Here is a 12,064-nt window from a genome sequence, read left to right on the forward strand (position 1 = left end):
GCGTACGGGTCCGGATCGGCCCCGTACCCGGGATCGCCGCCGGGACCGGCCCCCCGGTCGCCGGGCGCCCGGCCCGTCGCGGCGTACACGAGCACCGCGGCCAGCGCGTACACGTCCCCCCGCGGCCGCGGCCGCCCGCCCGCCGCCTGCTCCGGCGGCAGGAACTCCGGGACGAGCCCGGCGAGGCCCTCCCGCGGGCTGCCGTCGGCCCCGGCCGCGCTCACCGCGCCGTACCCGGTCAGCAGCGGGCCGTCGCCGGTGAGCAGCACGGCCGTCGGATCGAGACCCCCGTGCGCCACCCCCGCGGCGTGCAGCGCGGCCAGCGTCTCGGTCAGCGCGGCGCCCAGGGCGCAGACCGTGCGCTCCGGCAGCGGCCCCTGCTGTGCGTCCAGCGCGGCGGGCAGCGGCAGCGCCTCGCGGTACGGCATCGCCCACCACGGCGGGCCGGCGGCCGACAGCTCGCCCACGGGCGCCAGCCACGGGCCGCCCGTGCCCGCGAGGCGCTGGGCCTCTGCGGCGGCGGCGCGGAAGCGCCCGGCGTGGCCGTGGTCGGCGGCCGTCGCCTCGGGACGCGGTGCGGTGATCAGGACGGTGCGTTCGCCACCCGGCGCCTGCGCCACGTAGCGCACGGCGGGCGGGCGTATCTCGCCCGCGTCCGGATCCAGGCGCCCCACCGGCCGGTACGCCCCGAACTGCTCGGGGTCGTCGAGTCGCAGCGGTTCCATACCCCCTCCTAGGAACTGGCGCACGCAGCCTACCGGGGCGGGCCGGATCCCGCGCCGGTAGGGGGTAATTGGTCCCGCGTGGGCGGGGAGAAAGACCCGCTGAAAAGCCGCGCGCTTTTATCCAGGAGTGGCATGCCCCACAGGGCGGAAAAGGAATCCTAAACGCGATAGTACGCGCACCGGACAGGAGTCCGGGACTTTCGACTCTGTTGTCCCCGGACTTTCGGCAGGGGGGCTCGCCGGACCTTCGGACACGGCCGGTATGAACCGCTCTCACCTGCATATACGCCCACCAGGAGAGTTCCCTTATCCGGCTGAGGGACCTTCTCGCGGTGGGCGCGTCCCGGTACGCAAGGGGCAGAAAAACCCGACTCGCCGCTACGACCCCGACTCGTACCAAGGGTCCTTGTCTGTCCGGATCGGGCGGGTTACCAAGGTGGGGCGACCTCGGAGCGCAGCCGGGGTCGAAACCATGTCTGGAGGGAATTCCGAGAATGTCGAAGCACGCCAAGTTCACCGCCCCCGTCGCCAAGTCCGTCACGCTGGCCGCAGGTGCCGGCATGGTCCTCGCCCTCGGCGCGGGAGTGGCGAGCGCCGACAGCAAGCCCGACTGGGTCAAGCCCGTCAGCGCCGACTACGAGGTCACCGGCAAGTACAACCAGGGCGGCGCCCGCTGGGCCGCCAAGCACAGCGGCCAGGACTTCGCCGCCCCCACGGGCACGAAGGTCCGGTCGGTCCACAGCGGCACCGTGGTCGAGGCCGGCTGGGGCGGCGCGTACGGCAACAACATCGTGATCAAGCACAGCGACGGCGTCTACACCCAGTACGGCCACCTGTCCAAGATCGACGTCTCGGTCGGCGAGAAGGTCAACGCCAAGACCGCGATCGGCAAGATCGGCACGACCGGCAACTCCACCGGCCCGCACCTCCACTTCGAGGTCCGCACCACCCCCTACTACGGCTCCGCCGTCGACCCGGTCGCGTTCCTGACCAAGCACGGCGTCAAGATCTGACTCGCACCCCCCGGCCCCGCCGGGCGGCGCCGGGCGGCGGTCTGCGGGCCGCCGCGCGGCTGGTAGGCTGGCGGACGGTTCGCGTGAGTGCCCCCGGGACCACCGGGTGAGGCGCCGCGGCCGACCCGCCCGCCGAGTTACCGCAGCTCCCCTGTGACCTGGACCAGGGGCGCTCGGCGGCGCCGACCCGAGGAGTTGGAACGAGTATGTCGCTCGACACCGCGACCAAGAAGAAGATCATGGCCGAGTACGCCACGAAGGAAGGCGACACCGGCTCCCCCGAGGTGCAGGTCGCGATGCTCACCCAGCGCATCACCGACCTGACCGAGCACCTGAAGACCCACAAGCACGACCACCACTCGCGCCGCGGTCTGCTCCTGCTCGTCGGCCGCCGCCGCCGGCTCCTGCAGTACCTGGCGAAGAAGGACATCGCCCGCTTCCGCACGCTGGTCGAGCGCCTCGGCATCCGCCGCGGCGCCGCCGGCGCCCGCTAGCACCGTACGAGGGAGCGGCTCCCCGCCGGGAGCCGCTCCCTCGGCGTATGCCCGCGGCGTTCCGGTCCCGCCCGGACGCCGGGCCGGTCCGTCGTACGGACCCTTACCGACCGGTTGGCCGCCAGCCGTCGAGACGCCGCCCGGAGGACTTGTACTCTGGTCGGCAGGACATCAGCACAGAGTGAACACGGGGAGCAACCGCCCGCAGCCGCCGGACCTGTGCCGACAGCGGGCGCCGGTCCTCGGTAGTGGCCTTCGGAGTACGCGCGAGCGCGCACCCCGGTGGCTTCGATCGAAGACCGGCCCGGCCTCAGCCGCTCATCCGGCCCGAGCCTGCCGCGCGGGTGCTCCACCGCTCACGGCCCACGCCACACGGGCGTGGGCGCAGACGAGGAGAATTTCCTGGTGGAGAACGAAACCCACTACACCGAGGCCGTCATCGACAACGGCTCGTTCGGCACCCGCACCATCCGCTTCGAGACCGGCCGGCTCGCCAAGCTCGCCGCCGGCTCCGCCGTCGCCTATCTCGACGACGAGACCATGGTCCTCGCGGCGACCAGCGCCTCCAAGCACCCCAAGGACCAGCTCGACTTCTTCCCCCTCACGGTGGACGTCGAAGAGCGCATGTACGCCATCGGCAAGATCCCCGGCTCCTTCTTCCGCCGCGAGGGCCGCCCCAGCGAGGACGCCATCCTCACCTGCCGGCTCATCGACCGGCCGCTGCGCCCCTCGTTCCGGAAGGGCCTGCGCAACGAGATCCAGATCGTCGCCACCATCGAGGCGCTCAACCCCGACCACCTCTACGACGTGGTCGCGATCAACGCCGCCTCCGCCTCCACCCAGCTGGCGGGCCTGCCCTTCTCCGGCCCCATCGGCGGCACCCGCGTCGCCCTCATCCGCGGCCAGTGGGTGGCCTTCCCCACCCACGCCGAGCTGGAGGAGGCCGTCTTCGACATGGTCGTCGCCGGCCGCGTGCTCGACGACGGCGACGTCGCGATCATGATGGTCGAGGCCGAGGCCACCGACCAGACCGTCGAGCTGGTCAAGGGCGGCGCCACCGCGCCGACCGAGGAGGTCGTCGCCGCCGGCCTCGACGCCGCCAAGCCCTTCATCAAGACCCTCTGCAAGGCGCAGGCCGACCTCGCCGCCAAGGCCGCCAAGCCCACCGGCGAGTTCCCCGTCTTCCTCGACTACCAGGACGACGTGCTCGCGGCGCTCACCGAGGCCGTCCGCGACGAGCTGGCCCGGGCCCTCACCGTCGGCGACAAGCTGGAGCGCGAGGCCGAGCTGGACCGCGTCAAGGACGTCGCCGCCGAGAAGCTGCTCCCGCAGTTCGAGGGCCGCGAGAAGGAGATCTCCGCGGCGTACCGCGCGCTCACCAAGGAGCTGGTGCGCGAGCGCGTCATCCGCGACAAGGTCCGCATCGACGGCCGCGGCGTCACCGACATCCGCCCGCTGGCCGTCGAGGTCGAGGCGATCCCGCGGGTGCACGGCTCGGCGCTCTTCGAGCGCGGCGAGACCCAGATCATGGGCGTGACGACGCTGAACATGCTCCGCATGGAGCAGCTGCTGGACACCCTCAACCCGGTGACCCGCAAGCGGTACATGCACAACTACATCTTCCCGCCCTACTCCACCGGCGAGACCGGCCGCGTCGGCACCCCCAAGCGCCGCGAGATCGGCCACGGCGCGCTCGCCGAGCGCGCCATCGTGCCGGTGTTGCCCAGCCGCGAGGACTTCCCGTACGCCATCCGCCAGGTCTCCGAGGCGCTCGGCTCCAACGGCTCGACCTCCATGGGCTCCGTCTGCGCCTCGACCATGTCGCTGCTGAACGCCGGTGTGCCGCTGAAGGCCCCGGTCGCCGGCATCGCCATGGGCCTGATCTCCAAGGAGATCGAGGGCGAGACGCGCTACGTGACGCTGACCGACATCCTCGGCGCCGAGGACGCCTTCGGCGACATGGACTTCAAGGTCGCCGGCACCAAGGAGTTCGTCACCGCCCTGCAGCTCGACACCAAGCTCGACGGCATCCCCGCCTCCGTGCTGGCCGCGGCCCTGAAGCAGGCCCGCGACGCCCGGCTGCACATCCTCGACGTGATGATGGAGGCCATCGACCGGCCGGACGAGATGTCCCCGCACGCCCCGCGGATCATCACCATCAAGATCCCCGTGGACAAGATCGGTGAGGTCATCGGCCCCAAGGGCAAGATGATCAACCAGATCCAGGAGGACACCGGCGCCGAGATCACCATCGAGGACGACGGCACGATCTACATCGGCGCCGCCGACGGCCCGGCCGCCGAGGCCGCCCGCACGACCATCAACGGCATCGCCAACCCGACCATGCCCGAGGTCGGCGAGCGCTACCTGGGCACGGTCGTGAAGACCACCTCCTTCGGCGCCTTCGTCTCGCTGATGCCCGGCAAGGACGGCCTGCTGCACATCTCGCAGATCCGCAAGCTCGCCGGCGGCAAGCGCGTGGAGAACGTCGAGGACGTCCTCGGCGTCGGCCAGAAGGTCCAGGTCGAGATCGCCGAGATCGACCAGCGCGGCAAGCTCTCCCTCATCCCCGTCCTGGAGAACGAGGAGAAGGACGGCGACGACGCCGGGAAGTCCGGGGACGAGTCCGAGAAGTGACCCTGCCCCGCACCAGTCGGAAGGCGGCCCGCCCCCCGTACCGGGGGCGGGCCGTCCCCCGTCCGCGCGCCACCACCGCGACCCTGCTCGCCGGCTCCGGCGAAGGAGCCGGCACCGTACGCAAGACGGTGCTGCCCGGGGGCCTGCGCGTGCTCACCGAGACACTGCCCGCCGTCCGCTCCGCGACGTTCGGCATCTGGGCCCACGTCGGCTCCCGCGACGAGACGCCCGCGCTCGGCGGCGCCACGCACTACCTGGAACACCTGCTCTTCAAGGGCACCCGGACGCGCTCCGCCCTCGACATCTCCGCGCCCGTCGAGGCCGTCGGCGGCGAGATGAACGCCTTCACGGCCAAGGAGTACACCTGCTACTACGCGCGGGTCCTCGACACCGACCTGCCGCTGGCCATCGACATCGTCTCCGACATGCTCACCGGCTCCGTCATCCGCGCCGAGGACGTCGAGGCCGAACGCGGCGTCGTCCTCGAAGAGATCGCGATGACCGAGGACGACCCCGGCGACTGCGTCCACGACCTCTTCGCCCGTACGATGCTCGGCGACACCCCGCTCGGCCGCCCCGTCCTTGGCACCGTCGAGACCGTCACGGGGCTCACCCGCGACCGCGTCGCCCGCTTCTACCAGCGCCACTACACGCCCACCCGGCTCGTCGTCGCCGCCGCGGGCAACGTCGACCACGACGACGTCGTACGCCGCGTCACCGCCGCCTTCGACCGCGCCGGCGCCCTCGACGGCCCCGACGCCGCCCCGCACGCCCCCCGCGGCGGCAGCCGCACCCTGCGCACCACCGGGCGCTTCGACCTGCTGGAGCGCCGCACCGAGCAGACCCACCTGGTTCTCGGCACCCCCGGCGTCGGCCGGCACGACGAGCGCCGCTGGGCGCTGAGCGTGCTGTCCGCGGCCCTCGGCGGCGGCATGAGTTCCCGGCTCTTCCAGGAGGTCCGCGAGAAGCGCGGCCTGGCCTACGCCGTGTACTCGTACACCTCCGGCTTCGCCGACTGCGGCCTCTTCGGCGTCTACGCCGGCTGCCGCCCCGCGCAGGCCGCCGACGTGCTGAAGCTCTGCCGCGAGGAACTGGCGCACGTCGCCCGGCACGGCCTCCCCGACGAGGAGGTCGCCCGCGCCGTCGGCCAGCTCTGCGGCTCTCTGGTGCTGGGCCTGGAGGACACCAGCGCCCTGATGCACCGCCTCGGCAAGAGCGAGCTGTGCTGGGGCGAGCAGATGTCGGTCGACGACATGCTGACCCGCATCCGCGCCGTCACCCCCGACGACGTACGCGAGGTGGCGGCAACCGTCCTGGGCCGCCGCCCGTCGCTGTCCGTCATAGGCCCGGTGACGGACCGGCAGGCAACGGCGCTGCAGGAGGCCGTGGCCTGAGGGCGTAGCCCGCGGGTGGGGCCGGGGGCGGTAGCCTCGGGCCGTCCACCCGGGCGAGCGCCCTCGGGGGCAGGGGCGGAGCCCCGGCGGTCCGGGGCGGCAGCCCCGGCCCGCCCACCCGCGCCGGAGGCGCGGTGCGCGGGGCTGGGGGCGCAGCCCCCAGTTTCGGGGGAGGGGCGGGGTTGGGGAACAACCCACCGAACACCGGAGGTAACACGCGCATGACCACCCACCTCAAGGTCGCCGTCATCGGCGCCCACGGCCGCATCGGCTCCGAAGCCGCCCGCGCCGTCGAGGCCGCCGCCGACATGGACCTCGTCGCCGCCGTCGACCGCGACGACGACCTCGCGGAGCTGACCGGCGCCGGCGCCGAGGTCGCCGTCGAGCTGACCCACCCGGACTCCGCCCCGGCCAACGTCGACTTCCTGGTACGCAACGGCATCCACGCCGTCGTCGGCACCACCGGCTGGACCGACGAGCGCCTCGACACGCTGCGCGCCCGGCTCGCCGACAGCCCCGGCACCGGCGTGCTCATCGCCCCGAACTTCTCCCTCGGCGCCGTCCTCACCATGCACTTCGCCCGGCAGGCCGCCCGCTTCTTCGAATCCGCCGAGGTCGTCGAGCTGCACCACCCGAACAAGGCCGACGCCCCGTCCGGCACCGCCACCCGCACCGCCCGCCTCATCGCCGAAGCCCGCCGCGAGGCCGCCCTGCCGCCGCAGCCCGACGCCACCGCCACCGCCCTGCCCGGCGCCCGCGGCGCCGACGTCGACGGCGTGCCCGTCCACGCCGTACGGCTGCGCGGGCTCCTCGCCCACCAGGAGGTGCTGCTCGGCGACACCGGCGAGACCCTCACCATCCGGCACGACTCGATGCACCACAGCAGCTTCATGCCGGGCATCCTGCTCGCCGCCCGCCGGGTGCCCCGGGCCCCGGGGCTGACGGTCGGCCTGGAACACTTCCTCGACCTCGGCTGACGGCGACGGCTGGACCCCTGATGCGCTCGAAGATCACCTACGCGGTGCTGTCGGCCGTGCTGCTCGTCTACTTCTTCCTCGCCGGCACCCGCGGCTGGTACCTGCTGCGCGAGGGCACGCCGGTGACCGTCGCCTTCGGTGTCGCCGTGCTCGTGCTCCCGGGCATCGGGCTGTGGTTCCTGTGGCAGACCACCGCCTTCGCGCGCGCCGCAGGCGCGCTCGCGCGGGAGCTGGAGGCCGAGGGCGGGCTGCCGGTGGACGAGCTGAAGCGCATGCCCAGCGGCCGCATCGACCGGGACTCGGCCGACGAGGTCTTCCGGCGGCGCAAGGCGGAGACGGAAGCGGCGCCGGAGGACTGGCGGTGCTGGTTCCGGCTGGCGGTGGCGTACCGCGACGCCCGGGACACCCCGCGGGCGCGCAGGGCGATGCAGCGGGCGATCGCGCTGCGCAGGTCGGCGGGCTAGCGGACGGTACGGCCGTCCGGCCGCCCGGGGCGGCGCCGGCCGAGCCGCGCGAACGGCGTCAGCGCAGCTCCGTCGCCCACGCCTCGACGGTGTCCGCCGCCCGGTCGAACGCCTCGGGGCGGCTGAGGAAGTCCGCGTTGTTGTCCGTGAGCAGCGGCCGCAGCGGCACCCCCGCGCCACCCCGGCCGCGCCGCCGCGCCGACGGGGTCACGACGAGCGCCTGCCCCTGGACCGTGCGCGGCATGCCGAGCCACTTCACCGGCTGCTGCACGGTGTGTACGGCGGCGATCTCGTCCCACCCCAGGGTGACGGTGTGGAAGAGATGGACCTGCCGGAGCCCGTGCGCGCTCACCCACACCCCGGCCCGGAGCAGCCGCAGCGCCGCCACGATGAACAGCACCGCCACGCCCGCGCAGGTCAGCGCGCCCGTGACCGAGCGGGCGAGCAGCATGATGACCGTCGCGAAGAGCAGGTACGAGGCGAGCAGCAGCTCGACGGCGGCCATGAGCACCCGCCAGGGCCCCGGACGGTACGGACGGCGCCAGCGGTCGCGGTCGGCGTAGGGGAGGGGGGCGTCGCCGGCGACGTCTCCGAAGTCGTGGTCGGCGGTCAGAAAGGGCAGTGGCACGTCTGCGAGGCTAGCGAGGCCCCGGCGGGCCCACCACCCCGGGGGTGCGGACGGGGCAGCCCGCGACGGCTGCCGGCGGCGGCACCGCGACGCCGGGGACGGACGGCGGCGGGCGGCGGGGTCAGGGGGTCCGCACGGTCTCGGTGTGCTGCGCGGACCCGGGGTCGTCGGCGAGCTGCAGCGCCGGGATGCCGAACGCCACCGCGCCGACGAGTCCCGCCACGATCAGCACGCCCACCAGCACCCGCCCGGCGAGTTCGCCGATGCCGGCCCGTTTCACGGGCGGCGGTACGGGGACGTTGCCGCGGAAGCGGTCGGCCTCCGCTATGGAGGCGAACGGAACGGGCTCACGCCGACGGCGAAGCATGCGTGGACACCACCTCGGGGCTCGTGCGTTTGTCGACTTGACTCCTGCCACCCCGACAACGTCGGAACGTCCCGTAAAGTGCCCAGATCCAGGACCATGTGGCGAATACCCCGCAAAGGTACCGAGGTGCAGACGGCGCCCGGAGCGGCCCGTGCGCCGGGGTGCTCGAATATCGCTGCGAAATGTCTGGAATGGTGGTTATTGCGAAGTTCGCCTAGGCTGGAGATACGAACCCGGTACTGCTTGAACCCCCGAGCAGGCAGTGCCGGGTTCCCCCGCGCCTGCCGCACCGCGCGCGACCCAAGCGCGCACTCCGGGCATTCTTGCGAGTAGCGTGTCACTCATGGCTCCGACATCCACCCCGCAGACGCCCTTCGGACGGATGCTGACCGCCATGGTCACGCCGTTCACTCCCGACGGCGCCCTCGACCTCGACGGCGCCCAGCGACTCGCCGCCCACCTCGTCGACGCAGGCAACGACGGGCTGGTGCTCAACGGCACCACCGGTGAGTCCCCCACCACCAGCGATGCGGAGAAAGCCCAACTCGTGCGGGCCGTGGTGGAAGCCGTCGGCGACCGCGCCCACATCGTCGCCGGAGCCTCGACGAACGACACCCGGCACAGCATCGAGCTGGCCCGCGCCGCCCAGGACGCCGGGGCCCACGGCCTGCTGACCGTCACGCCGTACTACAGCAAGCCCCCGCAGCAGGGCCTCTACGCGCACTTCAAGGCCATCGCCGACGCCACCGACCTGCCCGTGATGCTCTACGACATCCCCGGCCGCAGCGGTGTCCCGATCAACACCGACACCATGGTCCGGCTGGCCGAGCACCCCCGGATCGTCGCCAACAAGGACGCCAAGGGCGACCTCGGCCGCGCCAGCTGGGCCATCGCCCAGACCGGCCTCGCCTGGTACTCCGGCGACGACATGCTCAACCTGCCGCTGCTGTCCGTCGGCGGCGTCGGCTTCGTCTCCGTCGTCGGCCACCTCGTCACCCCCGAGCTGGTCGCCCTCGTCGAGGCGTACACCGGCGGCGACGTGGCCAAGGCCACCGAACTGCACCAGCAGCTGCTCCCCGTCTACACCGGCATGTTCCGCACCCAGGGCGTCATCACCGTCAAGGCCGCGCTCGCCCTGCAGCAGCTGCCCGGCGGCCCGCTGCGCCTGCCGCTCGTCGGACTCGCGCCGGAGGAGACGGAGCAGCTCAAGCGGGACCTCAAGGGCGGCGGCGTGCAGCTGTAGCCGTACGCCCCGAGCCGTACGCGCCGCACACCCGCCGCCCTCACCGCACCGAGACGTCACAACCGCATACCGAGAAACCCGCGGCGCGGCTTCAGGGAAGCCGCCGTCGCACGCATCCATGTGCGCCCCGCCCGGGCCCGACGCCGGGACCCGGCCGGTGCGCATGGTGAGGAGACACCTTTGAGCCATCCCCATCCCGAACTCGCCCCGCCCCCGGCACTCGCGGAGGGCGCCCTGCGCGTCACCCCGCTCGGCGGCCTCGGCGAGATCGGCCGCAACATGACCGTCTTCGAGTACGGCGGTCGCCTGCTGATCGTCGACTGCGGCGTGCTCTTCCCCGAGGAGGAACAACCCGGCGTCGATCTGATCCTCCCCGACTTCACCACCATCAGGGACCGCCTCGACGACATCGAGGGCATCGTCCTCACGCACGGCCACGAGGACCACATCGGCGGCGTGCCCTACCTGCTGCGCGAGAAGGCGGACATCCCGGTCATCGGCTCCAAGCTGACCCTCGCCCTCATCGAGGCCAAGCTGCAGGAGCACCGCATCCGCCCGTACACCCTCCAGGTCGCCGAGGGGGACCGGGAGCGCATCGGCCCCTTCGACTGCGAGTTCATCTCCGTCAACCACTCCATCCCGGACGGCCTCGCCGTCGCCCTCCGCACCCCCGCGGGCAACGTCGTGCACACCGGCGACTTCAAGATGGACCAGCTGCCCCTCGACGGCCGCCTCACCGACCTGCCCGCGTTCGCGCGCCTCGGCGAGGAGGGCATCGACCTGCTGCTCGCCGACTCCACCAACGCCGAGGTCCCGGGGTTCGTGCCGCCGGAGAAGGACATCTCCGGGGTGCTGCGGGGAGTGTTCGCGGCGGCACAGCGACGCATCATCGTGGCCAGCTTCGCGAGCCACGTCCACCGCATCCAGCAGGTGCTGGACGCGGCGCACGCGTACGGGCGGAGGGTCGCCTTCGTCGGCCGCTCGATGGTCCGCAACATGGGCATCGCCCGCGACCTCGGCTACCTGCGCGTGCCCGCCGGCCTCGTCGTCGACGTGAAGACCCTCGACGACCTGCCGGACCACGAGGTCGTCCTCGTCTGTACGGGCTCGCAGGGCGAGCCGATGGCCGCCCTGTCCCGCATGGCCAACCGCGACCACCAGATCCGCATCGTCCCCGGCGACACCGTCATCCTCGCCTCGTCCCTGATCCCCGGGAACGAGAACGCCGTCTACCGGGTGATCAACGGCCTGACCCGCTGGGGCGCCAACGTCGTCCACAAGGGCAACGCCAAGGTCCACGTCTCGGGCCACGCCTCCGCCGGCGAACTGCTGTACTTCTACAACATCTGCAAGCCCCGCAACGTCATGCCGGTCCACGGCGAGTGGCGCCACCTGCGCGCGAACGCCGAACTCGCGGCAGCCACCGGCGTACGCGCCGACCGCATCGTCATCGCGGAGGACGGAGTGGCCGTCGACCTGGTCGACGGGGTCGCCAAGATCTCCGGCAAGGTCCAGGCGGGATACGTGTACGTGGACGGACTCTCCGTCGGCGACGTGACGGAGTCCTCGCTGAAGGACCGCCGGATCCTCGGCGAGGAAGGCATCATCAGCGTCTTCGTCGTGGTGGACAGCACCACGGGCAAGATCGTCGGTGGCCCGCACATGCAGAGCCGCGGCTCGGGCATCGAGGACGCGGCGTTCCGCGCCGTCATCCCGAAGATCGAGGAAGCCCTGGCCAAGTGCGCCTCGGACGGCGTCGCGGAGACGCATCAGCTCCAGCAGCTGGTCCGGCGCACGGTGGGCAAGTGGGTCTCCGACACCTTCCGCCGCCGCCCAATGATCCTCCCGGTGGTCGTCGAGGTCTGACCGCCCCACCCGCCCCGGCCCCACCCCGCGCCTCGGACGTTGCGCGGGGCGGGGGTTGGGACGGGCTCGATTTGCACGGAGGCCGGACGGTCCAGTAAGTTTGCGAGCACCGCCCGACGAGCCCGAGGGCAGTCGCGCCCGTTCAACAGGGCCCGAGGGGCGGTCATTTCAACCCTGCGGAAGCTGTTAGGGTTGGAACACACCGAAGGGAAACGCCCGGAGAAGCCCGGTGAGGGCTTTGATGGAAGTGTCCGTT

At 72.5% G+C, this 12,064-nt stretch carries 11 protein-coding genes; 8 read left to right on the top strand and 3 right to left on the bottom strand.

All coding sequences use genetic code 11. From position 1 onward, the window contains the following. Window positions 1-725, bottom strand: a 725-nt coding sequence (locus ABD317_RS26180; RefSeq protein ID WP_486389022.1) for a protein kinase family protein, incomplete at its 3' end; no start/stop codon positions are given. Between the two features lie 494 nt (window positions 726-1,219). On the opposite strand from ABD317_RS26180, the gene ABD317_RS26185 reads away from it, so the two are divergent. From ABD317_RS26185 to ABD317_RS26210, 6 genes are all read left to right on the top strand, one after another. After that, window positions 1,220-1,738, top strand: a complete 519-nt coding sequence (locus ABD317_RS26185; RefSeq protein WP_344292568.1) for a M23 family metallopeptidase — start codon at window positions 1,220-1,222, stop codon at window positions 1,736-1,738. Window positions 1,739-1,944: 206 nt separating this feature from the next. Beyond that, entirely contained in the window at window positions 1,945-2,232 is a 288-nt protein-coding gene (gene rpsO, locus ABD317_RS26190) for a 30S ribosomal protein S15 (RefSeq protein ID WP_027754887.1), read from the top strand. A 405-nt stretch (window positions 2,233-2,637) separates the two neighbouring features. Continuing rightward, window positions 2,638-4,869 (top strand): polyribonucleotide nucleotidyltransferase, encoded by a 2,232-nt coding sequence (locus tag ABD317_RS26195; RefSeq protein WP_344292570.1) that lies wholly within the window; start codon window positions 2,638-2,640, stop codon window positions 4,867-4,869. Continuing rightward, window positions 4,866-6,263 (top strand): M16 family metallopeptidase, encoded by a 1,398-nt coding sequence (locus ABD317_RS26200; RefSeq protein WP_344292572.1) that lies wholly within the window; start codon window positions 4,866-4,868, stop codon window positions 6,261-6,263. The genes ABD317_RS26195 and ABD317_RS26200 overlap by 4 nt, the downstream gene beginning before the upstream one ends. Before the next feature lie 221 nt (window positions 6,264-6,484). Further along, window positions 6,485-7,240, top strand: coding sequence for a 4-hydroxy-tetrahydrodipicolinate reductase (dapB, locus tag ABD317_RS26205; protein ID WP_027754884.1), 756 nt, complete (start codon window positions 6,485-6,487; stop codon window positions 7,238-7,240). Between the two features lie 20 nt (window positions 7,241-7,260). Beyond that, a complete protein-coding gene (locus tag ABD317_RS26210) occupies window positions 7,261-7,704 on the top strand; it encodes a tetratricopeptide repeat protein (RefSeq protein WP_027754883.1) in 444 nt (147 codons plus the stop codon). A gap of 58 nt (window positions 7,705-7,762) precedes the next feature. Here the strand turns inward: ABD317_RS26210 and ABD317_RS26215 are convergent, their stop codons facing one another. Both ABD317_RS26215 and ABD317_RS26220 read right to left on the bottom strand, forming a co-directional pair. Beyond that, window positions 7,763-8,332 (bottom strand): hypothetical protein, encoded by a 570-nt coding sequence (locus ABD317_RS26215; protein ID WP_344292574.1) that lies wholly within the window; start codon window positions 8,330-8,332, stop codon window positions 7,763-7,765. A gap of 121 nt (window positions 8,333-8,453) precedes the next feature. Continuing rightward, window positions 8,454-8,699, bottom strand: coding sequence for a hypothetical protein (locus ABD317_RS26220; protein ID WP_344292576.1), 246 nt, complete (start codon window positions 8,697-8,699; stop codon window positions 8,454-8,456). Between the two features lie 343 nt (window positions 8,700-9,042). Here ABD317_RS26220 and dapA point away from each other — a divergent pair, with 343 nt between their 5' ends. Both dapA and ABD317_RS26230 read left to right on the top strand, forming a co-directional pair. Continuing rightward, window positions 9,043-9,942: a 4-hydroxy-tetrahydrodipicolinate synthase gene (gene dapA / locus ABD317_RS26225; RefSeq protein WP_344292578.1), complete on the top strand. Its 900-nt coding sequence runs from the start codon at window positions 9,043-9,045 to the stop codon at window positions 9,940-9,942. 180 nt (window positions 9,943-10,122) lie between these two features. Then, window positions 10,123-11,808: a ribonuclease J gene (locus ABD317_RS26230; RefSeq protein WP_344292580.1), complete on the top strand. Its 1,686-nt coding sequence runs from the start codon at window positions 10,123-10,125 to the stop codon at window positions 11,806-11,808. Window positions 11,809-12,064 lie beyond the last annotated feature (256 nt).

The sequence above is a fragment of the Streptomyces synnematoformans genome (genome assembly GCF_039531005.1).
Lineage (GTDB): Bacteria > Actinomycetota > Actinomycetes > Streptomycetales > Streptomycetaceae > Streptomyces > Streptomyces synnematoformans.